Here is a 22,881-nt window from a genome sequence, read left to right on the forward strand (position 1 = left end):
CGAGGCCTCGCCCGACCTGTCGGTGCTCTGGTCGAACCTGATCCACGGCGAGCTCGACCGACCGCGTCGCCAGCATCGGGCTCGCCCAGCGAGTCCGTCTTTGACCGGGACACCCTCACACCGCCCAAAGAGAGCTGAAAGAGTGATCACATGAACACACTCCGAGATGACGCTGTTGGTCGTGACACCCCGGGGCCCGCCTCGACGCGCATCGACGTGCTTCGCGCGGCGATGGTCGACGAACTCCGCCGGATGGGCGCGATTGTCACCGAGCGTGTCGCGGACGCGGTCCTCGCGGTGCCCCGGCATGTCTTCGCGCCGGTGGGCGAGCCAGCGGAGCGGGTCTATGCCCCGACCACGGCCATCGTCACCAAGCGCAACGGGCAGGGCGCGGCGATCAGTTCGTTGTCCGAGGCGCACATCCAGGCCACGATGCTCGAACAGGCGCGGATCGAGCCCGGGATGCGTGTCCTGGAGATCGGGACCGGCGGCTACAACGCCTCGTTGATCGCGGAGCTGGTCGGCGAGTCGGGCCAGGTCACCTCGGTGGACATCGACTCCGACATCGTGTCCAGCGCACGGGGATGCTTGGCCGAGGCGGGATATGAGCGGGTCCGGGTGGTGTTGGCCGACGCGGAGCATGGTGTGCCCGATCGCGCCCCGTTCGATCGGGTGATCGTGACCGCCGGGGCATGGGACATCCCGCCCGCGTGGATCGCCCAGCTCACCGATCGGGGTCGGATCGTGCTCCCGCTGCGGCTGCGCGGCCTGACCAGGTCGGTCGCGTTCGAGCGCGACGGGGACCACCTGGTGAGCCTGAGCTACCGCCTGTGCGGGTTCGTCCCCATGCAAGGCGCAGGCGCACACGTGGAACGCACGGTGCCGCTCGACGGGAACGAGGTCGGCATCCGGGTCGACGGCGCCCATGAACTCGACACAGACGCCCTGCGGGAGTCGTTGTTCGGCCCGCGTGTCGAGCGCTGGTCCGGGGTGGTGTTCGACCAGGTCGACGGAATGGACTTCTTCGTCGCCACCACCTCCCCCGGCTTCGGTCTGCTCACCGCGACGTCAGCGGCGATCAAGCGCGGGTTGGTCGGTCCGTCGGCGATTCGGGGTGTGCCCACGATCGTGCGCGGCGCCGGCTTCGCCTACCGGATGAAGCGTCCGATCGAGGGAACCGACGACTTCGAGACCGGCGTGCTGGCGCACGGCCCGAACGCCGAGGACCTCGCGCGGGAGCTCGTCGATCTGCTGCGCGTCTGGGACCGCGACCACCGGCACGGTGCCGGGGCGCGGATCGAGGTCCATCCCGCCGCCACGCCAGCGGCAGGGCTGGGTGACGGGCTGGTCGTGGACAAGATCCACACCCGGATTGTCATTTCCTGGCCCTGACCGAGGGGCGGGATCTGGCTTACGGGCACCTTTCCGGGTGCCCGGAACGAAACACCACCATCACATCGAAAGGGAGGTTCCGTGGCCATTCAGATGGATCACACGCCCACGGCGACGGCGGACTTGGACTGGGATCTTGACATCACCATCGTGGAGTCGGGCGGGGTCGTCGATGACCTGCTGCGGCTGACCGACGACGGCTGCGGCGCGACGTGCGAGTCGGCCTGCAACTCCTGCCCGTAGAGCGAGACCGCTCGATCACCTGTCCGGTAGAGGTCTGTGCCCGGCGGCGCGCCGCGCCGCCGGGCACGGCTTTGCGTTGTGGGGAGCGAAAGTGTTCCACGTCGTCGATGACGCGGTGCTGCTGCGCGCATCCGCGTACCAGCCCACCGTCATGCCTTGGCCGGATTTGGCCGACACCTCGATCGAGGGCATCGAGCAGTGGCGGGCCTGGCTGGGCCAGGTCTGGGCGTCCACGGAGTTCGCCGCGGCCGTCGAGGCGGCCAGCCCGGCCTTGGCCCGGCGCGTCCGGCAGATCCGCGACGGACAGCCACGGCCCGAACGCGAGGTCCGGCGCGCGGTGTTGGCCGTCGCCCGCTACCTGCTGCGCGCGCAGGGCCGGTCGACACCGTTCGGGTTGTTCGCCGGTATCGCGCCGTGCACCTTCGGCGATGGCCCGGTGGTCCGCGTCGGCGACGACCATCGGGTGACCACGAGGGTGGACACGACGTGGCTGGCCACGGTGATCACGCGCCTGGAGACCGACCCCGTTCTGCGGCAGCGGTTGGTGGTGGTCGCGCACAACGTCGCGTTCACCCGCGATGGCTCGCTCGTCATCGCCTACCGCCAGGCTGATGGTGGCGGCGGTGAACCGGTGGACCTGTCGATCCGGTGCCTCGATGTCGTCGCCCGTGTCATGACCAGCGCGCGGGACCCGATCGTGCTGGGGGACCTGGCGGCCACACTGGCAATCGACTTCCCGAACCAGCCGCGGTCGGCGATCGACCGGGTGCTGGACACCCTGGTGGCCCAGGGTGTCCTGCGCACCGAGCTGCGCCCCCCGATGACCAGCACCGACCCGCTCGGGCACGTCATCGCCACCCTCACCCGGGCAGAGTCGGACACGCCGGCCGACACCCGTGAACTCGTGGACGCACTGCGCGCGATTCACACAGACCTGGCCACTCACGACCAGTCCAGCGTGCCCGCGCTCAACCACACCCTGCGAGCCGCGACCGAGGCGGCGATGGCAGCCGTGTCCGGTACCGAACGGCCACTCGCCCCGGACCTGCTACTCGACAGCGACCTCCTCCTGCCCGAGACGATCGCCCGGGAGGCCGCGGCCGCCGCCGCGGCACTGGTGCGGCTGACCCCCGAACCGTTCGGCCCCCCGAATTGGCAGACCTACCACGGGCAATTCCTCGAACGGTTCGGCCTCAACGCGGTCGTCCCCGTGACCGACCTGGTCAACCCCGACACCGGCCTCGGCTTTCCCTCCGGCTACCGGGACTCCCTCCAGCCACCGCCCGCTGGGCGGGCAATGTCCGATCGGGACAGCGCCCTGCTCGGCCTGGCCCAGAAAGCGGCCATGGAGCAGGAACACGAGATCGTGCTCGACGACGAGATGATCACCGAACTCGCGGTCGACGACCTGCGCACAGCCAGCGTGCAACCACACACGCAGCTGCGGGTCCGGGTCCACGCGCCCACCCTCGACGCCCTCCTGCGCGGTGATTTCGAGCTGGTCGTCACCGGTGTGTCTCGGTCGGCGGGCCTGTCGGCCGGTCGGTTTCTCGACCCGTTCGCCCCCGAGGATCGCGCCCGGATGCTTCGCGCCTACCAGGGCCTGCCGACGATCACCGAGAACGCGCTGCCGGTGCAGCTGTCGTGCCCGCCGCTGTACCCACGGGCGGAGAACGTCGCCAGGACACCCCGGGTCCTCCCCCACGTCCTCTCCCTCGCCGAGCACCCGCCCCGGCACGCCGACACGCACCTGGTCCCGATCGACGATCTCGCGGTGACCGCGGACGCCCGGCGGCTGCACCTGATGTCGATGTCGCGGCGGCGCGCGGTGGAACCGTTGTTGTTCAGCGCGGTGGAACTGGTCAAACACAGCCACCCGTTGGTGCGGTTCCTGACCGAGATCAGCACCGCCCGCGCCGCGGCGTGCACCGCGTTCTCCTGGGGCGCCGCCAGTCGCCTACCGTTCCTGCCCAGGCTGCGCTACCAACGCACCATCCTGTCCCCGGCCCGCTGGGTCCTCACCGCCACCGACCTGCCAAGCCCATCGGCCCCGTGGCAGGACTGGGCGAAGAGCCTCACCACCTGGCGGCACCGATACCGCCTGCCCGACGCCGTCTACCTCGGCGACAGTGACCGCCGCCTGCGCGTGGACCTCACCGAACCCGCGCACCTCCACCTGCTGCGCGCCGAGTTGGACCGTACCGGGCACGTCCAGCTCCGGGAAGCACCGGACACCAGCGCCATGGGCTGGATCGACGGACGCGCCCACGACATCGCGATCCCCCTCGCCGCCACCGTCACACCGCTGCCGCGGGTGATGCCACGCGGCCCGGCGATCCGCCGCGACCACGGGCACCTTCCCGCCACGGGCGGGTGGCAGTACGTGAAGCTCTACAGCCACCCGGATCGACACACCACCATCCTCACCAACCACATCCCGGTTCTACTGTCCACAATGGGCGGTGAACCCGACTGGTGGTTCCTGCGCTACCACGACCCGGCGCCGCATCTGCGGCTGCGAATCCGGCTCGGCGACAGCGACTTCGGCCGGATCGCCACCACGATCGGACTGTGGACGGCCGGGCTGCGCGAGGCAGGTCTGCTCGGGCACGTCCAATGGGACACCTACTACCCCGAGACCGGCCGGTTCGGCCACGGGCCGGCGATGAGAGCGGCGGAAGTGGTGTTCGCCGCCGACTCCGCCGCCGCCCTCGCCCAACTCGACGCCGCCGGGCGGCGTGGCGGCCCGCACCAGCACGCCCTCATCGCCGCGAGCATGGTCGACCTGGCCATCGGCCTCGCCGGCGGCACCAAAGCCGGGATGCGCCTACTGACCGACGGCATCCGCGTTCCCGCCACCCCGGCGCTCGACCGCGCCGTACTCGATCAGGCGATCCGATTGGCCAATCCGCACGATCAGGCCGCCCTGCGCGCAGTGCCCGGCGGCGGCCCCATCGCCGCCACCTGGACACACCGGCGCACGGCGCTGGCCGCCTACCGCGCCACCCTCACTGCCCAGGGATACATCACCCCGGACTCGCTTCTGCCGGATCTGCTGCACCTGCACCACGTCCGCATGGCGGGAACCTCGCCGGACCTCGAACGCACCTGCGCGCGCCTGGCCCGCGCCGCCGCGCTGAGCTGGACCCACCGTGACCGGCGTCCGTCGAAGGAACCCTCATGATCTCGCCCGCGCCGCAGGCGCTCGCCGCCGCCGACACCATCGCCGACCGGCTCGCCGACCCCACCCTCGTCTACCGGGCGGGCATGGGCCGCCACAGGCCGCAGTCCCTCGCCGGCGGGGCCGCCGGCATCGCCCTGCTGCACATCGAACGAGCCCGCTGCGGCCACGGCGACCCCGCCGTCGCCCACCGCTGGCTCTCGGCCGCCGCACGGGACGGGCTGAGCGTCGGTCACAACGCGGGCCTGTACTTCGGCGCCCCCACCCTGGCGTTCATCACCAACGCCGCGGCCGACCAACCCGGCAAGTACGCGCGGGCATTGGGTGAACTCGACACCAACGTCACCGCGCTCACCCGCAGCAGAGTCCACGCCGCCCACGCTCGCATCGATCGCGGCGAGCGGCCACTGCTGGCCGAGTTCGACCTCATCCGCGGGCTCGCCGGGCTCGGCAGCCACCACCTGCACCGCCACCCCGACCACGAGATCACCCGCACCGTCCTCGACTACCTGGTCCGACTGACCACACCACCGGGCCGGTCGGACGAGCTGCCCGGCTGGTGGACCGACGTCTCACCCAACGGGGTATCAAGCCCGGACTTCCCCGGTGGGCACGCCAACACCGGAATGTCGCACGGCATCACGGCAGTCCTGGCGTTGCTGTCCCTGGCACTGCGCCACGGAGTCGTCGTGGACGGGCACACCGAGGCGATTGGACGGATCAACGCCTGGCTCGACGCCTGGCGCCAGCACGACGACGCCGGATCATGGTGGCCCGGCTACCTCACCCACGCCCAAGCCCGCGCAGGCCAGGTCGACCGGCCCAACCGGCAACGGCCGTCCTGGTGCTACGGAACCCCCGGCGTCGCCCGCGCCCAGCAACTCGCCGGACTCGCCACCGGCGACCTGCCACGCCAACGTGACGCCGCAACCGCGATGCTCGGCTGCCTCCGCGACACCGCCCAGCTCGACCGCCTCACCGACAGCGGCCTGTGCCACGGTGTCGCCGGGGTCCTGCAGACGGCGTGGCGCATGGCCGCCGACCACACCGATCCGGACCTGGCCGCAGAGTTGCCAGCCCTCACCGACCGGCTGCTCGCCCACGTCGACACCGCACCCGACGATCCCGAGTTCCTCGACGGCCAAGCCGGTATCGCACTCGCACTACACACCGCCGGGACCGCGACCGCACCGGTCACGACCTGGGACGCCTGCCTACTCCTGGCCTAACAAACCAGAACCCCCACGGAAGTAGGGAAACAGCGTGAGCCAGGCCTGGCGGCAAGTCCTGATCCACTTCGACACCTGGGACACCGCCGAACACACCGCGGTCACCGAACTCGCCCCGATGCTCGCGCAGACCGAGGCGAGCGGGCGGATCGTCTCCTGGTTCTTCGTCAGAAAAGCCCCGTGCTGGCGCCTCCGGTTCCTGCCCGCCGACGACGCCACGACGGAGGCGGCAGCCTTCATCCATCATCGGCTCGACGCCCTCCACGCCGCAGGGCGGATCGCACGGTGGGTCGAGACCATCTACGAACCCGAGACCCACGCCTTCGGCGGCCCCCAAGCGATGGACACCGCCCACACCCTGTTCCACCAGGACAGCCACCACATCCTGCAACACCTCGCCACCACAGCGGGCGGTGGGGACAAGCGCCGCGAACTGGCGGTCCTGCTCTGCTGCGCCATGATGCGCGCCGCCGGCCTGGACTGGCACGAACAAGGCGACGTCTGGGCCCGCGTCGCCGAACACCGGTCCCTGCCACCCGACACACCGCCCGACAGACTCTATGCGCTGCAGCCAGGTCTGCGGCGGCTGCTCACCGTGAACACCACACCCCTGACACAGGACAACGAGCCACTCGCGTTCCTGGCCGACTGGCAGGCCGCGTTCACCAACGCGGGCACCAACCTCGGGGACATGGCCCGCGACGGCGTCCTCCAACGCGGCCTGCGCGCTGTGCTCGCCCAGCACGTGATCTTCGCGTGGAACCGGATCGGCCTGCCCCACACCACCCAGAGCCTGCTCGCACACGTCGCCAAAGCCGCCGTCTTCGACCAGTAACCCACCGAACCCAGCTACGTGATCACGAAGGAGGTGGCCATGCAAGTAGCCGGTCACACGCGCCACGACGGGCGGATCGCACAGTGGTTCCCGCTCGTTCCCCGCCCCCGCCCGCCCTGCCGAGCACTCACACAACGGGTCCAGGAGATCCGCGACCTCGCGCACGCGGCATCCCACGGCACACGCGTCGACCGCGTCGTCGCAGCCGCCGAAGCCCACAACAAGGCAGCCCTCATCCTCAGCGACTGCGGCCTCACCGACATGGCCAACCAGCTGTGCTGGAAGCAATACGACATCTTCCAGGCCGCCGCACCGCTCACCGCGAAGACCGCGAAACTCGCCCTCCAACCGATCATCAACCTCGGCAGGCTTCTCATCCGAGCTGGCCACGGCGACCGGGCCTACCAGGTCTTCCAACGCGCCTACGACGCCATGCGCACCGGATCCGCCACGACGATCGACGAGCGCGACATCGATCTTGGCGGCCTGGTCGACACCGCCGACGCTCACCGTGAACTCCGCCGATTCCTCTGGACCGTGCTCCTGGCCGACGGCACCCGAGCCCTCACCACCAGCGGCCAATGGAACGCCGCCCTCCGACACGTCGAACACCACAAGGGCATCGGCACCCGGCTCCTCGACGGCCGCCAAGTCGCCATCCTCGCCCACAGCACCGCAGGCAACCTCAACCGCGCCATCAACATCCTCGACACCACCAACACGCCAGAGCCCTGGGAACAAGCCGTCGCCGCGCACCTGCACGCCCGGTGCCGCACCATCAACCAGCAACCCGCCGGCACAAAGATCGCCACCATGGTCAACCACTACCTCCACCTCGCCCCGGAACCAGGGCAGGCGGTGTTCCGAACCCGGCTCGGGCTCGCCGTCCTCGAACTCACCGTCAACTCCAACACCGGCGCAGCACACGAGGTAGCCGCCAGAATCTGTCGAGAAGCCCTCGACACCGCCGACGCCTACCTGGCCTGGGACGTACTGAACGACCCCAACAGCGGGTGGATCGCCTCCGACTACGACAGACGCACACTGGCCACCATGGTCGAGTCGTCAGGTCTACACCGCGCAGCCATTCCAGCCGATGACCTCGACGAGATCGACCAAGCCGTGTGTGCCAGTGGCGCGCAGCTCGCCCGGCTTCTCACAGTGATGCCAGCGTCGCTGGACCCGCGATGATCTCGGCGCGTTCCGGCAACACCGCTCCCCCGAGCTCGCTCACCCGACCGAGCGAACCTCCACCACCCTTCGGATAGGAACCGACATCATGGCGACCATGAGCACCACCTGGGCCGTCGTCCGCGCACAGCCGACAGGGACCGGCGACATCGCGGGAACCTTCAGCACACCCGAACGCGCCGAGATCCTTCTCGCCGAACTCGACGACCACATTCTGGTCCGCTGCGACGAGGAAACCGGCTTCCGAGTCGTCCACTACTGGATCTGCCACGCCCGCGTCAGCGGGGATGACACCGAGATCGGGCCTCCCAACCTGTTGATCGGGGCCAGCCGCCTGGCTCACCGCGACCACCCCATCGAAGAAGTCGAAGGTGTCGAGGCCAAAGACAAGGAGACGAGCTGGACTCGGTGGTAAGCGGCCAAGCCATCCATCACTTCTACGCCTACGCCAGCAGCAGCGGCCGCGCCCAAGAACTCGCAGAAACCCATGCCCGGAAACTGCTCGCACGCGCACGCTGACCCACCGCGACCAGCAAAGATCGACTCGAACATACGTTCTACCGGGTGGTACGTTTTGTACTATGTAGGCGCGATCCCAGTCAACCACCGAAGGCTCACTCAGGTACCGCTCCGACGGCCTCGGAGGCCGCGTCGCCATCCTGCCCGCAGCCTGCAGACAGGGCCTCCAACCCCCTTGGCCACCACCGGATTCCGGGCGCTGATGCACTCCGGGGAACTCGAACTTCGGTGCACCGCGTGCGCCACCGCGGGGGAGCCCACCGGGTCATGGCACCTGACGTCGCGCGCACAGCTCCCCGAGCGGGCCGAACTTGACGACGCGCCCTACGTGGACCTGTTGAAGTCCGCCGCCACGGCGTAGGACCCGATGCTCAACACTCCTTACACCCGCTGGAGCGGCGACGGCCTGCAAGGACGCCACGCGCAGTAGACCCCTGCGTGGGTGCGGTTGGACACGCCGTTCCCGCCGCACCCGACCGACCCGGACACGGTCGTCCCGGACGGATTGAGCACGGGCGGAACCGTGCGCGCGTTCGTGTCCGGATGGTTCCGCGCGGCGGACACGGGTGCGTGGCTGGCGGTGGTGAACTACTCGATCGGTCACGCCGACGAGTGGAAGGCCAGGGTGATGGTGGTTGACCAACTCGTCCCTGGCCACGCGGTCACCCGCCGCGACGACAGCCGGCCGCTGTGACCTCTCCATGTTCTGAAGGTGTGCGACGTCATCTGCTATTACTCCTGGCCAGGTGCTTAGAGCGCGTCTCATGTGGATCTCGATGGTCGGTTCTGACATGATCTTGAGCTGTGGCCGTGTTGGCGAAGCGGTTGGTGCCGGACGAGTTGTGGGCCTTGGCGGGTCCGTTGGTTCCGCCGTTCGAGCCTCGTCGGCAGGGCGGTGGCACCGAACCGGTCGATGACCGGGCGGTGTTCACCGCGATCGTGTATGTACTGACCAGCGGTTGCTCGTGGCGGTTGTTGCCACCGTCGTTCGGGGTGACGGTTCCGACCGCGCATCGGAGGTTCAGTGATTGGACCAGGGCCGGGTTCTGGCGGCGACTGCACCGCGCGGTGCTCGACGAACTCGGCTCGCAGGGCTTGATCGACTGGTCCCGCGCGGTTCTGGACGGTGCGTCCGTCCGCGCGAAAAAAGGGGATCTCTGACCGGCCCGAGTCCGGTCGACCGGGGCAAACCCGGATCGAAGATCCACGTCCTATCCGACCGGCGAGGTATTCCGCTGTCGGTGGCCGTTTCCGCGGCCAACACCAACGACGCCGCCGCGCTCAAACCGCTGGTCATGGCGATCCCCGCGATCAAGTCACGCCGCGGACCACGGCGCCGCAAGCCCGACAAACTCCACGCGGACAAGGCCTACGACATCAAGGACCTGCGCACATGGGTCCGCGACCAAGGCATCGCGGTCAGGATCGCCCGCAAGGGCATCGAAACCAGCGACAAACTCGGCCTGCACCGGTGGGTCATCGAACGCACCATCGCCTGGACCTTCAACTACCGGCGGCTCGCCATCCGATACGAGCGCCACGCAACCAACTTCACCGCGTTCCTCACACTCGCCGCCACCCTGGTCGCGTTCAAGAAACTCCCCACATGAGACGCGCTCTTAGCAGCCCACGGATTGGTTCGAACAACGACCTCAGTCGCGGTGACGCGGACAATCCTCACCCTGCCCCTCGTAGCGGCACGATCGTCCAGATTGGTCCAGACCTTACCGCAGGAGTCTCGTCGCGCCATTACCCCCGAGGCATCGCCGTAGTGCTCGGCGGGGTGAGGTCACCCGCCGTCAGCCAGTCCGTGCCGCTGTCGTCCACCGGGCAGCCGATGTCGGCCAGGCGCCGCCCCAGCAGCGTTCGCCGCTGGGGCGAGTCGAAGAGCCGCACGACGTTGCGTCCGCCAAGGTCGGTGAAGGGGCGAACCTTGCCGAACTCGACGAACAGGGTTCGGTCCGGACACAACGCCATGGCCATGCCCGCCTCGAACAACACGTTCGGCCGAGCCTGTCCGGCGGGCCGCACGTCGAGGTCCTCGTCGTCGTCAGCGTGCTCGACCTTGAGGTAGGCGACGTCATCAGGGGTCTGGAACACGATCACCGGCACCTTCGTGGCGAGGACGGCGTCCAGCACCTGGCCGATGTACGGAGCGCCTTGCCCAGTCAAACCCAGCGCGGCAGGCCACTCGATTGGCTGAAGATTGATCGCGCGCAGGAAGTCATACAGCGCGCGCCGGGCCCGCTTGTCCCGACCGTGGACCACGAATACCCGTCGTTCGTCGGCGCGGGTGGCTTTCTGACGCACACCCCAAGACGTCCCGAGCCAGCTGACCGGCTCATCTCCGGCCGAAGCCAGGAAAGGCTTGAGTATCCGAATCGCCTCGTCGGGGTCGTACGCCGTGACTCGGACCGTGACACCGCTGTCCCGATCCTCGAGTTCCACGCACCGGAGCGCGCCATCCGTGGCGTCGCGGGAAAGCGCGTCGAGCCAGTTCCGGGAGGCGAAGGCGAAGTCGCCGACCTTGTCCGCCAAGCCACCCGCGACACTGACAACCGCCTGCGTGAACTCGTCGAGGGGCCCACGATCGCCAAGGTCAAGGCCATGGACGACTGGGACATCACGCGCGCGCAGCGCATCGGCCAGTTCCGCTCGGGCAGCCTCATCGACATCGTTGGGAAATCTGATCACCGCGGCGAGCGGATCACTGGTCATCACCTGATGATGTCATCCCGCCGACCTCGCGTGGTTACATGGTTTGATGAGCGCCGGACCAGCCGAGCAACTGCTCGACACGTTGCTCGACCCGATCGTCGCGTTCGCCGGAACAGGGGTCGGCCACGATGAGGCGCGCGATCTCTACGCCGCGGGGGATGTCGGCGGCCTCGCCGCGCTCTACCACGATGAAGGCGTGCGGGCCATGCACAGCGGCGACGACCGTACAGCGGTCCGGATGCTGCTCGCCGAGCGAAGCGCGGCCAGGCGCAACGGCGATACTGAGCAAACAGCTTCAGCGGTCCATTTCCTCGCCCAGCACCACCGGGTCCGGGCCCGCTTTGTCCCCGCGGAAATGTGCAACCACGTGGCGCTCACGACGCCCCTGCGGGATGAGACCGCGCTGTACCATGCCCGCGCCTGGCGGGAACTGGCCGCGATCCGTGAGGCCACGGCGGACTACGACGCAGGACTGGCCTGCTCCGCGCGGTCGATCGATGTGTGCGAACGCTACCCACGAGTCGCCGCCATTCCACAGGCGCGCGTGCTGACTCTGCTACAGCGTTCAGCGTTGCTCCGGCAGCGCGGAGCGCTCAGCGACGCTCTCGAGTGTGTGCAACTGGCCCGCACACTCGCCCAGGACGAGGCCGTGAACTCGATCACGGAGGGACAGGTGGCGCTGCGCGAGGCCGGGATCGAGAAGATGATCGGGCGACCGGATCGCGCTCTGGCCGCGTATCAGCGAGCTGAGGCGATCTTCGTCGGCCGCAGCCCGGGCAATGTGCGGATCGCGCGGATCGGGCAGGTCACCTGCCTTCGGGAAGCGGGCAGGGCCGACGAGGCTCTCCCGGTGGCCATCCGGGTGGAGGCCGCGTGCAGAGCTGAGAGCGACGCGTACGGACTGGGCCAGATCCTCTTGGAGAAGGCCGAGGTGCTCCAGGAACTGGGTGATCACAACGGAGTCTCGGACACCCTGGCCGCCGCGGCGTTTCGATACCTGGACGACTCCGGGCTCGAAGCACTGCGGTGGCGCCGCCATCTGGCCCGCAACCTGCTCGACCTCGGCCAGGATCCCCACGCCGCGGCCGCTCACCTGGGTTTCGTCCTCACGATAGCCGCAAGCGTGCGACGCGACCTGAACCGGACCATGCTGGCACTGTTCGTCATCTACCGCGTGCCCCAACATGCGTTGCGCTCGCCCGACATCAGGTTCGTCGCGTGCCGGGCCGCTCTGCTCGGTGCCGACATCCAGCGGGGTGAACTGCGGGAGCCCGGGCCTCGTTGGTCATTGCACGGCCAACGCGAGCAGATCTATCTCGCGGCGGCGCTGGTGCACGCCGAGACCGACGACGCCGCGGCCGTCGCCCAGATAATCGAGACCGGGCGCGCGGACGTGCTCAACCAACTACTCGTGGGCGGCTATCCGGACGCTGGCCTGACCGACATGGCGATGCCGTCCACGGAAACGGCGCGTCTTGACCTCGTTTTCTCCGCCGCGGCGGAGGTCGGGGCCGCGTTGCTACGGGAAACCGGTCCAGCCCCGCTACCCGACCTGCCGCTGCCGGGCACCCTGCCCACAGCGGACATGCTCGGTGAACTCGGCGATGTCGTGGTCATGGTCCAGGTCGGAGAGGACACCGACCACTGGTGCTGCGTCAGTTCGGTCTGGACACACCGAACCGGTTGGCGGACATCGGTTCAGGCGGCATCTCCCCCGATCCATGCCCTGCTACGAAGATTGCGGTCGGGTGAGGTGTTGCCGCAACGGGGTATCACACGCGCGACCTGGGATGCACTCGGATCGTTCCTCTTCCCGTCCGACGAGATCTGGGCGGGTACCGAACTCGAGCCCCGCTCGGTCGTCGTGTGCCCTGACCCCCGGCTGTGGCAGCTCCCACTCGGCGCACTCACCCGTGGTAAGACCTATCTGTCGGACATCGCGGAACTGATGCTCACACCGAGCCTCGACACCTCCCGCCTTGTGATGAACCGCAGGACCAGTGCCATCGCCGGACCGGCACTGAGCATCCTGGACCCCACGCTCGGCGGATACGACCAGGAACTGGCCGCACTCGACGCATGGAAAGACGGCCACCGTCCTATCTCGGACCTGGCGGAGCTCTCGACCGCGTCGTTGCTCTATATCAGCGGTCATGGTGACGAAGCAGGCCAAGAGTCAGCTCTGGGGCGTGGCCGGACGACGATGCACGAGCTGGCGCGACGGGAACTGCCGCCACTGGTCTTCCTGAACGGATGCTGGAGCGGCACCGCGGCGAGCCGATACGGTACGGACCCACTAAGCGTCGCGATGGGCGCCCTGCTCGGTGGAGCGAGAACCGTCGTCGCGGGCACAGGTTCCATCGGTGGAGCTGGGTCGGCCGCCGTCAGCGCCCAAGCGCTCTCGATCATCGGCGAGGGCGGATCGGTCCGCGCGGCGGTCCGCATCGCCCAGCGTCGCGTTCGGACGGATCATCCTGAGCTCGGCCCGTTCGAGTGGGCAGGCTTGTGTGTGGTGGGAGTCGACACGGTGAGTGATCTTGATGGTTGAGGGCAGCCTGGGCTATGACGTATTCCTCTGCTACAAGTCCGAGGACGCCGTGGCCGCCGAAGAACTACGGCTTGCCTTGGTCGCCAAGGGCTTGACTGTGTTCCGCGACGAGATCAGCGGCGGCGACTGGGCGCCGCTCGGTGCCTCGATCGAACAGGCCCTGCTGCGGTCGCGCACACTCGTCGCCCTCATCACCCCGCACTTCCCGATCAGTCCGCACTGCCGCGAAGAACTGCATATGGCGTTGACCGCGGCGTATCACCTCGACGCGGGCGACACATCTCGGGTGATGGCCGTGGCTCAAGGAGTCTCGCCGGACGACATCCGGCCTCGACAGCTGACCAGGTTCAGGCTGCCCCGCTCCGGATTGCCGACGGCCGAGCTCGTAGCGTCAATCGCCGCAGGTGTCCACCGGCACGACCGCAGGACCTTCGGGGACGCGCCGAGGCCGCGCGAGCCGAAGTGGTATCCCCGAGAACTACCGGGAGACAGCTACTTCCGTGGCCGCTACGCCGAGATGTGGGAGTTGCACGAGGGCCTGCTGGCCCGGTCGAAGAATCGCGACCGAGGCCACCCCGTGGTGGTGGTGAACGGACTGGGCGGCCAGGGAAAGACCGCGATGTGTCTGCAGTACGCGCGATTGTTCGAGCGCGATCATCCAGGTGGCGTGTTCGTGATCAGGCTGGAAGGCAGCGCGGGCCCGGCCGATGTCGGGGACAACCTTGTCCGGTCCAGATTCGAGGACCAACTCAGGCTCATCGCCCTGCGGCTGGGCGTCCCAGGCCCGGACGACGTTCCCGCCGCACTGGAGCGACTCGACGAGCCTTACCTGTGGGTGCTCGACGACCTGCCGTCCGGGACGAGCGGCGACGTCCTGATGGATCTTTACGCACCGACGCGGGCAGGCCGCACACTCGTCACCACCCGCGGGTCTCTGACAAGATTCGCGTCCCATGGCCTACCGCTTGGTCCACTCGGCCCGGAGATCAGCCGTGTGGTGCTCACCGCCTACCGGTCCGCTGAACCCGCCGACCGCGGATCGGTGGCGGAACTCGTCGGACTGCTCGGCCAGCACCCACTTGGGCTGACCATCGCCGCCGGGCTGACGACACTTCCGGACTTCACCGACTACCGAACTCTGCTGGCGGACCTGTCGTCAAGTGAGCCCGAACAGCTCGAGCACGCGGCGCACCTGGAACACGAACTGCCCGCGGGTTGCGCTCTTCCGTTCTCGAACGCGTTGCTGCGCGCCTACCACGCGGTCACCGACGCGGCGAGGGACGCGCTCTGCGCGGCGAGCGTCCTCGCGCCGACGTTGATCCCGATGGCGCTGCTGAGCGCCATGGTGGGCGGAGTGGGGGGTGACATCGACAAGGTCGCCGACGGGCTGAGAGTCGCCGCGAACCGCGGGTTGGTCGAGGAACTGACGCCCGCGGCGGCCACGGTCCATGCGTTGATCTCACGTGCGATCAGAGTGCTCCCGGAGGCGTCGAGCCGACGCGCACGGCTCCGCGCGGCCGCGCTGGAGGAACTGGCCGCCGTCATGGAGACCACCCGCGAGGAGTACCGGCATCGTGAGGTCGGCCATCACCTGCCACACGTGCGCGCTGTCGCGGGCCTGCTGCCAGGTGGTGACCGCTGGGCGTTGACGGGCGATGAACGCCACATCATGGGCGAAGCCGGTCGAGTGCACGCGGAATCGGGCGATACCAATGCCTCGTTGCGCACCTACGAGGCTCTCTACGCCGCGTGTGCGGGCTCGACTGCTGTCGACACGTACACCAGACTTTGCGTTCTCAGTGGACTCGCCGTCGCCCACGGTCTTGAGGGCCATCACACGCTGGCCCTGCGCATGGAGAACGAGGTGGCCGCCGGGCTGACCCTCGAGCTGGGACCCGACGATCGGGACGTGTTGCTCACCCAGGCCAACCTCGGTCTCGCCCACCTCGCCATCCGGGACTACACCGTGGCGAGCTCGATTCTGCGGGACACGTACCGGCGAAGCAGGCGTGTGCTCGGTCCGACGCACCGGGACACACTCCGGATTCTCAACAACCTGGCCATCGCCAAGGGACATCTTGGTGACGCGCCTGCCGAACAGAACAGGAACCGCCGCGTCGCCCACCGATATTGGCTGGGCGCGATGGCGGCCTGGCACAGGGTCGGCAGGCCGGATGACCAGTACGCGCTCGACACCCGGAACGGGACAGCGCTGAGCTATCGGGCACTCGCCATGCCCAGCGAGGCCTTGTTGCTGATGCGAGACCTGTACCAGAGACGGTCGCGGGTTCTCGGCCAAGACCATCCGAACACTCTGGACGCATTGGAGAATCTGCTCATCCTCCAGGAAGAGTGCCAGGTAGAACTCGAAGCCCGGTTCGAGTCCGTGCTGCTGGGACGAGTACGGGGGCAGGGTCCGGGGCATCCCAGCACAAGGATGACTTTGCGCAACCTGGTCCACGGCTCGCTTCACGGGGTCACGAGCGCGGGCGGCACACCGGCCGCGCTACCCGTCGGGGTCGGGCCGGACGGCGTGCGCCTCGACGGCGACCATGTCGACGCGGAGATCGACTTGCAGGGGTACGCGATCGACCTGCAGGAGGCCCGCGTGAGCGCGTTCGGCCCCGACGATCCCCGGACGATGCTGGCTACCGCCTACCTCGCCTACGCCCTGGCGCTTGGAGACCATCTGGACGGTCAAGTGGAAGCAGCGGCGTACCTGGCACAAGACGCCTACGACGGCCTGGCCGACTGCCACGACGACGGCGCGGAACATGTGACAGCCGACGACGTCGAAACAGTCCGGCAGATCGTTGAGTGGATCAAGGAGAAGGTCGAGTACGCCGACGGTTGACCAGATCGGCCAGTTCGGCGCGGACCTGATCCGCCTTCGCCGCCCCGACGGACTCAAGCAGCCCGAGCGCGGTCTCGAAGTGCCGTTCGGCCGACTGATCGTGGCCTCGGGAAACAGCTACCTGGCCAAGGCCCCAGTGCGCGAGGCCTTCCTCATACTCGCTACCGCACTCCTGGCCCGCGGTCACCGCGTCCCGGAACGTTCGCTCGGCCTGCTCAAGCCGCCCGGCCATCAGCAACACGCGGCCGAGCGTACTGCGCGACCTGGCTGAGTCCATATCCATCCGCAGGTCGGCACAGATGCCAAGCGACTCGACCAGATGCTCCTCCGCGGCGTCGATCCTGCCCAACTCGATCTCCACCAAGGCGATGCCGCGCAAGGTGATCGCCACGTTGCGCAGTGATCCGGCCGCACGGTAGAAGCCCAGCGCTTGCGTACTGAGGTCCAGCGAACGCTCATACTCGCCCCGCCTGCGATAGATCACCGCACGGTGGGCAAGCGCGTTGCTCACGCCGTGGTGGTCACCGATCTCGTCGAACAGACGCTGCGCCGACTCGTAGTGCCGCATCGCGGCCTCGTCGTCTCCCCGCTCGTGCAACGCGACCCCGAGATTGCTGTGGGTCATCGCCACGCCCAACCGGTCGCCGCACCGAGTCGCCGCCGCCAACGCGCTCTCATGGCTGACGATCCACTCGTGCACACGCTTGGTCAGGAAGAAGTACCCACGCAGCAGGAACGCCAGCCGCCAACGCCTGTCGTCCAGCTCCGCGACGTCGAGTCCGCAGAGCGCGACGGCGTTGCCGTGTTCGGCGTCCAGCCAGGCCAGCGCCCCGTCGTGATCGTGGAACGGGGGAGAAATCGGCGTCGCGCCAGGGACCGCGACACGGTACCGCTGCGGGACGACCAGTTCGTCCGCACGCCAGGCGGTGTGCAGGAAGTAGTCCAGGAGCCGCTGGCGCGCGTCGGCGATCGCGAACTCGGACTCGTCGCGAACGGCCACTTCCATGGCATACAGCCGAAGTAGGTCGTGCATGGTGAACCGCTCCCCCGCGATCTCCTCGACGAGGTGTGCGCGCTGGAGCGCGCGCAGCCGTCGGCCCGCCACGGCGGGGGCGATGCCCGCGAGCGCGGCCGCGGAGTTCGCGTCGACGAAACGGCCGGGAAACAGGCCGAGCAAGCGGAACATCTCCGCCGCGTCGTCGGTCAGGCCTGCATAGGACCAGGAGAACACCGTGCGGGTATCCGATCTGGGATCGTCCGAGTCAAGGTGATCGAGTCTGCGCGACACGTCGACCAACTCGGCGACCAGCGACGCGAGTGTCACGGTGTCCCGGGCCCGTGCGGACTCGGCCACGACCCTCAGCGCCAATGGAAGGTGTCCGCACAACTCTACGAGTTCGGCCGCGGCCCGCGGTTCCTCGTCCACTCGGCGACCGACCAGGTCCCGCAGGAGCACGCGCGACTCGTCCGCGGTCAACAAGCCCAGCCGAACGACCCCGGCGCCCTGGTGGATGGCCAGGCCGGGCATGCCGTTCCTACAGGTGATCAACACCGCGCACGAGGACGTGCCCGGCAGCAACGGCCGGACCTGGTCTTCCGTACGGGCGTTGTCCAACACCAGCAGCATCCGCCTGCCGTCCAGGACGGTGCGCAGCGCCGCCGATCGGGCGTCATTGTCGTCGGGAATGGTCTCCGGACTCATGCCGAGCACCCTCAGCCAGGCCGGAAGCTGCTCCTCGACGGCGACCGGCTCATCTGGCCCCCAACCACGCAGATCGGCGTAGAGGACGCCATCGGGATAGTCCTCACTGAACCGGTGAGCCCACGTCACGGCCAACGCGGTCTTCCCAACGCCAGGCTGACCGACGACGACGGCGATCGGCACCGTGTCATGCCTCGGGTCGTCGCGCAGCAGCTTGTTCAACAACGAGATCTCGCGTATGCGCGCGGCGAACACACCAGGTCCTGGCGGGAGCTGACGCGGCGGCCGAGATCGGGTTCCGCCGTCGCCGACGGAAGCGTGGACAACGGGTGGGGTGCGGCGGGGCCTGCCCGACTCGACCAGGACCGCCTCATACAGCCGATCCCAGTCGGCGACCCCGGTGCGCGAAGCCGCGACCGTGGCGAGCACGTCGCGCATGGCAGGCCAGTTGGTGATCTCGTCGGGGACCGCGCGCCCCTTCTTCGCGTCGTACCAAACGCTCTTGCTGACTCCGCTCATCTCCTCGGCCGAGCGATCACCGCCCAACTCCGACACCGCCCTGGCGACGCCTGACTGGAAGCGTTCCCGACTGGTCGGGTTGGGACGAGACATGTGGCGCAACCCCTGATGTCGGTGGTCGTCCGGGGCCGGACGAGTTCCCCGGACACGAGAGCGCCATCCGCCGCTGTCGCGGTGGGAACCGGCGAAGTCCGGGCTCGGCGGTCGCCGGACACTGGTCGCCGGACAATATCCGGCTCTCACAGACTCCGGTCATGACCATCTTCTCACGCGCCACCGCCCCGAACTCGAGTCCGTGTTCGCGCACGCACACCGTGCTCGCCGTCGCCGACGAGTGGTTCTCCGGACACGGCGGCCTCAGCACACTGAACCGACACCTGTGCGCCGGTCTCGTCGACGCGGGTGCCACGGTGTTCTGCCTGGTCCCGCGGGCCGCGCCGGAAGAACGCGCTCATGCGACGGCCAACGGAGTCCATTTGATCGACGCCTGCCCCGCCGCGGGCGAACCCGAGTCACTCGCGTTGGGCCGCGAGCCCGGTCTCCCCGGTGGGGTGATTCCGGAGATCGTGATCGGCCATGGCCGAGTCAGCGGTTTCGAAGCCAAGGCACTCGTCGAGAACCATTACCCTGGCGCCGCCCGTCTGCACTTCGTGCACGCCGCCCCGGACGAACTGGAGTGGTGGCGAGCGGGTCGCGAACACGATGCGGCCGAGCGCGCCGATACGCGCACCCAGGCCGAACTCGCGCTTGGTCGGGGCGCCACCCGAGTGGTAGCGGTGGGACCTCGCCTGCACATGCGGTTCGAGCGCGACCTGCACGTCTACCCCGAGGCCGCGCGACCGCTCAGGTACGACCCGGGGTTCGACGTACCCTCCACCGACGCGCGCGGTCCGGCACCCGGCGGCCCTCTGCAGGTCTTGCTGATGGGGAGGCTGGAGAACCACGAGATCAAGGGCGTCGACCTGGCCGCGCGGATCATGGCCCACGCGATCGGGTTGCGCGCGGACGCCGACATGGAGGTGGAACTGCTGGTCCGAGGCGCGCCACCCGGTGAATGTGCCGCACTGCGGGACCGCATCCGAGGGTGGGCGGACAACCCGAGCCTGCACGTGAGCGTGCGGCCTTATTCGGTGGACGGCGACCGGCTCGAGCAGGACCTCAGTCGTTCGCACCTCGTGCTGATGCCGTCCAGGGCGGAAGGCTTCGGCCTGGTGGGCGCGGAAGCCATCTGCGGCGGAGTTCCCGCGCTGGTCAGCGGCCGCAGCGGCCTGGGCATGCTCCTGGGCGAGATCCTGCCAACCCGACTAGCCGGACGCGTGGTGGTCCCGATGACGTTGGACGAGCGGATCGACATCCCGCGGTGGGGGCACCACGTCGCAGCGGTGCTCAGGGACCCCATGGCCGCGTTCGCCACCGCCGCGGCCGTCCGGGACAACGCCGCGCGGCAGCGAAGTCGGGTGGCGGCGGCCCGCCGGATCCTGGCGGCCGTGTGGCCGGACTGCCCGCGGACCTGCGCGGCCGATCCGGATGGCTGGTCAGGTGTCGGCATCCAACTTCGCCCGAAGGACATCGGCGTGCGGATGGTGCAGCCCGTCAAGGACGCCGATCGCCTCCCGGCGCAGTGACCGGGCCTGATCGACATCATCGACCAGGTAGTGGACATCGGCCAGGCGATCGAGCGCACACGCCTCCCAGTATCGGTCGCCGAGCTGCCGGTCGAGATCGAGCGAGCGCTGGTAGTGCGCCATCGCCTCGGCGTACCGACCGAGCGACTGCTCGGCGAGGCCCAGTGTCATCAGGATGTCGGCCTCACCCTCGAGATGCCCCACCTGGGAGTAGAGCGCCAGTGCCCGAAGTCCGAGCGCACGAGCGTCGGCGGGTCGGGTCGCACAGGTCTGCTTGCTCAGCGCCGTCAATCCATCGGCCTTGGCCAGCTGGTCCCCGCCGCCCGCGGCCAGCCGGACAGCCATCTCGGCATGCTGGAAGGCCGCCGCCGGGCGCGATTCCACCTCGTAGGCTCGAACAAGCGACAGATGTGTCTGACGGGCGCCGTCCCGGTCGCCCAACGTCTCGAACTCCGCCAGTGCCGTGTGCAACAGGTCGAGCGCGTCGGCCGGGCTGCCGGACCTGGCGATCGCGTCGGCGAGCAGCCGCAGTGTCGTCGCGTAGGCGAGGCGATCGCCCGCGCGGAGAGCGGCGTCCAGAGCCACACGGTGGATGGCGGCCCGCTCCGACCGCCTGCCAGTCCGCCTCAAGAACACCGTACAGCCCCACGCGATCCGCCATGCGTGGGACTCGAGCCCCTCGGCCGCGGCGAACGTGACCATCGCCCGCAGGTTGGGCAGTTCCGCGGCGAACCACTCCATCGCTTGTGCGTAGCCCTCGATGGACGGTCCGATCGGCACCTGCCGCGAGTTTGATGGCCGTGTCGTCTGATTGGGCTGGATGAGCTCACCGACCTGTTCGACAGAACCGACATAGTGGTCGGCCAATCGCGTGAGGATCACGGCTCGGCCGGCTGAGGGCAACCCACCGGCCAACTCTTGGGCGTAGACGCGAAGCAGGTCATGCATGCCGTAGCGGCCCGATCGCTTCTCCACCAGAAGATTCGCCGCGCACAGGACACCGAGTTCCGTTCTGGGCGGCTGGTCGGCGCCGAGCAGCACCGCGCACGCGTACCGGTCGATATCAGGGCCCGGATGCAGCCCGATGAGCCGAAACAACTCGGCCGCTCGCTCGGGAAGCACGTCATAGGACCATCGGAACACCGACCGCATGTCGACATCCGGTTCGCCGAGATCAAGTGCGTCGAGCCGCTCATGGTGCGACCGCAGCCCGGCGACCAGGACGTTCAACGGCTCACCCGGCAACGCCGCGGCGCGGGCCGCGACGATCCCGAGGGCCAGTGGCAGCCCACCGCACAGTTGGGCGAGTTCGGCGACGGCCACCGACGAGGCGGTCGTGGACTCCGCGCCAAGGCGTCGGGTGAGCAGGTCTGCCGACTCGACGTGCGACAGGACATCGAGGGTCACTCGGCGAGCGCCGTCGCGGATCGCCAGACCGTCCAGGCGGGTGCGGCTGGTCACGATGACCAGGCTGCCGGACGCTCCGGGGAGCAGCGGGCGAACGTGGTTGGCTGATCGGGCGTTGTCCGCGAGGACAAGCACCCGTCGCCCCGCCACCAACGTGCGGTACAGCGCGGCTTTCGCGTCGACTGTCGCCGGGATCGCCGAGGACGTCACGCCGAGCGCGTGCAGAAATCCGTGCAGCGCCTCGCCGGACGGCATCGGCGCCTGCTCGTCGAAACCACGCAGGTTGACGTGCAGCACGCCGTCCGCGTACCGGGCGGCGACCTGATGGGCCCACCGCACGGCCAGCGTCGTCTTTCCAACGCCCGCGACGCCGTCGATCGAGATCACGACCGGGCCGTCACCTGGCTCGGGACCACAGAGTATCCGGTCAAGACAGTCGATCTCGGTGGCGCGTCCGACAAACACATCGACGAGAGCGGGGAGCTGTTGGGGCACGTGCCCCGACGCCGCGGTCCTCGCCGCTGCCTTTCCCCTCCGACGAGCCAACTCGGCCGCGTCCCGTCGGGAGCTGAGCACACCCAGATTCGGCCCGTGGACGCCTAGGGCCTCGAGCAACCGTGCGAACACGTCCGCGCTGGGAACCGTCTCGCCTTTGAGGTAGGCGTACAGGCTCGACGGCGACACGAGGATACGTCTGGCCAGTTCAACGCGGTCGAGACCATGTCCGGCGAGCCGTTCCGCCCGGATTACGAGCAAGGTGAGGTCGTCGGCCAGCGCCTGCCGCAAAGCGGCAGCGTCATCGCGCACCGCGGCTCCTCCCGTCGACGGCGCCCGAGCGCCCCAGCGAATTCCAGCGTTCTCCAGTACTGGAGTCGTTCGGCGGGCCTGATCTGTTGTGGTGGCAGCGACAAGTTCATG

16 protein-coding genes are annotated in these 22,881 nt (G+C 68.8%); 13 read left to right on the plus strand and 3 right to left on the minus strand.

Annotated elements, in window-relative coordinates; genetic code table 11:
* Nucleotides 1-150: 150 nt before the first annotated feature.
* From fxlM to BN1701_RS34275, 10 genes are all read left to right on the plus strand, one after another.
* Nucleotides 151-1,392, plus strand: coding sequence for a methyltransferase, FxLD system (gene fxlM / locus BN1701_RS12435; RefSeq protein WP_054048466.1), 1,242 nt, complete (start codon nucleotides 151-153; stop codon nucleotides 1,390-1,392).
* A gap of 81 nt (nucleotides 1,393-1,473) precedes the next feature.
* Complete coding sequence (locus BN1701_RS34270; RefSeq protein ID WP_231949584.1) at nucleotides 1,474-1,635, plus strand: FxLD family lanthipeptide; 162 nt, start codon at nucleotides 1,474-1,476, stop codon at nucleotides 1,633-1,635.
* Nucleotides 1,636-1,726: 91 nt separating this feature from the next.
* The gene (locus tag BN1701_RS12440) at nucleotides 1,727-4,819 is read left to right on the plus strand and encodes a lantibiotic dehydratase (RefSeq protein WP_197672086.1); all 3,093 of its coding nucleotides are present in this window, start codon (nucleotides 1,727-1,729) and stop codon (nucleotides 4,817-4,819) included.
* A complete protein-coding gene (locus BN1701_RS12445; protein WP_054048469.1) occupies nucleotides 4,816-6,045 on the plus strand; it encodes a lanthionine synthetase C family protein in 1,230 nt (409 codons plus the stop codon). Before BN1701_RS12440 ends, BN1701_RS12445 begins: the two co-directional genes overlap by 4 nt.
* 34 nt (nucleotides 6,046-6,079) lie before the next feature.
* Nucleotides 6,080-6,880: a thiopeptide-type bacteriocin biosynthesis protein gene (locus BN1701_RS12450; protein ID WP_054048471.1), complete on the plus strand. Its 801-nt coding sequence runs from the start codon at nucleotides 6,080-6,082 to the stop codon at nucleotides 6,878-6,880.
* A 39-nt stretch (nucleotides 6,881-6,919) separates the two neighbouring features.
* Nucleotides 6,920-8,071 (plus strand): hypothetical protein, encoded by a 1,152-nt coding sequence (locus BN1701_RS12455; protein ID WP_054048473.1) that lies wholly within the window; start codon nucleotides 6,920-6,922, stop codon nucleotides 8,069-8,071.
* 97 nt (nucleotides 8,072-8,168) lie between these two features.
* Complete coding sequence (locus tag BN1701_RS12460) at nucleotides 8,169-8,486, plus strand: hypothetical protein (protein ID WP_157367940.1); 318 nt, start codon at nucleotides 8,169-8,171, stop codon at nucleotides 8,484-8,486.
* A 279-nt stretch (nucleotides 8,487-8,765) separates the two neighbouring features.
* Nucleotides 8,766-8,951, plus strand: coding sequence for a hypothetical protein (locus BN1701_RS12465; RefSeq protein WP_054048477.1), 186 nt, complete (start codon nucleotides 8,766-8,768; stop codon nucleotides 8,949-8,951).
* 81 nt (nucleotides 8,952-9,032) lie between these two features.
* Nucleotides 9,033-9,284 carry a hypothetical protein gene (locus tag BN1701_RS12470; RefSeq protein WP_157367941.1) on the plus strand — a complete coding sequence of 84 codons (252 nt, stop codon included), beginning with the start codon at nucleotides 9,033-9,035 and terminating at the stop codon, nucleotides 9,282-9,284.
* 119 nt (nucleotides 9,285-9,403) lie between these two features.
* A protein-coding gene (locus tag BN1701_RS34275; protein ID WP_172803410.1) for an IS5 family transposase occupies nucleotides 9,404-10,200 on the plus strand; the annotation gives its coding sequence in 2 pieces (ribosomal slippage) (nucleotides 9,404-9,740 and nucleotides 9,740-10,200; 798 coding nt in all).
* Between the two features lie 139 nt (nucleotides 10,201-10,339).
* Here BN1701_RS34275 and BN1701_RS12485 read toward each other — a convergent pair.
* Nucleotides 10,340-11,308 carry a TIR domain-containing protein gene (locus tag BN1701_RS12485; protein ID WP_054048482.1) on the minus strand — a complete coding sequence of 323 codons (969 nt, stop codon included), beginning with the start codon at nucleotides 11,306-11,308 and terminating at the stop codon, nucleotides 10,340-10,342.
* 46 nt (nucleotides 11,309-11,354) lie between these two features.
* Between BN1701_RS12485 and BN1701_RS12490 the strand changes: the two genes are divergently transcribed.
* A complete protein-coding gene (locus tag BN1701_RS12490; protein WP_054048484.1) occupies nucleotides 11,355-13,856 on the plus strand; it encodes a CHAT domain-containing protein in 2,502 nt (833 codons plus the stop codon).
* On the plus strand, nucleotides 13,849-16,710 hold the full coding sequence (locus tag BN1701_RS12495) for a toll/interleukin-1 receptor domain-containing protein (protein ID WP_054048486.1): 2,862 nt from the start codon (nucleotides 13,849-13,851) through the stop codon (nucleotides 16,708-16,710). Before BN1701_RS12490 ends, BN1701_RS12495 begins: the two co-directional genes overlap by 8 nt.
* Here BN1701_RS12495 and BN1701_RS12500 read toward each other — a convergent pair.
* Nucleotides 16,679-19,024 (minus strand): tetratricopeptide repeat protein, encoded by a 2,346-nt coding sequence (locus BN1701_RS12500; protein WP_082859819.1) that lies wholly within the window; start codon nucleotides 19,022-19,024, stop codon nucleotides 16,679-16,681. The genes BN1701_RS12495 and BN1701_RS12500 overlap by 32 nt on opposite strands.
* A gap of 161 nt (nucleotides 19,025-19,185) precedes the next feature.
* On the opposite strand from BN1701_RS12500, the gene BN1701_RS12505 reads away from it, so the two are divergent.
* A complete protein-coding gene (locus BN1701_RS12505) occupies nucleotides 19,186-20,556 on the plus strand; it encodes a glycosyltransferase family 4 protein (RefSeq protein ID WP_054048489.1) in 1,371 nt (456 codons plus the stop codon).
* Here the strand turns inward: BN1701_RS12505 and BN1701_RS12510 are convergent.
* Nucleotides 20,467-22,770 (minus strand): tetratricopeptide repeat protein, encoded by a 2,304-nt coding sequence (locus BN1701_RS12510; RefSeq protein ID WP_054048491.1) that lies wholly within the window; start codon nucleotides 22,768-22,770, stop codon nucleotides 20,467-20,469. The two genes, BN1701_RS12505 and BN1701_RS12510, sit on opposite strands and share 90 nt — an antisense overlap.
* Nucleotides 22,771-22,881 lie beyond the last annotated feature (111 nt).

Source organism: Alloactinosynnema sp. L-07 (assembly GCF_900070365.1).
In the GTDB taxonomy this organism is placed as follows: Bacteria; Actinomycetota; Actinomycetes; order Mycobacteriales; family Pseudonocardiaceae; genus Actinokineospora.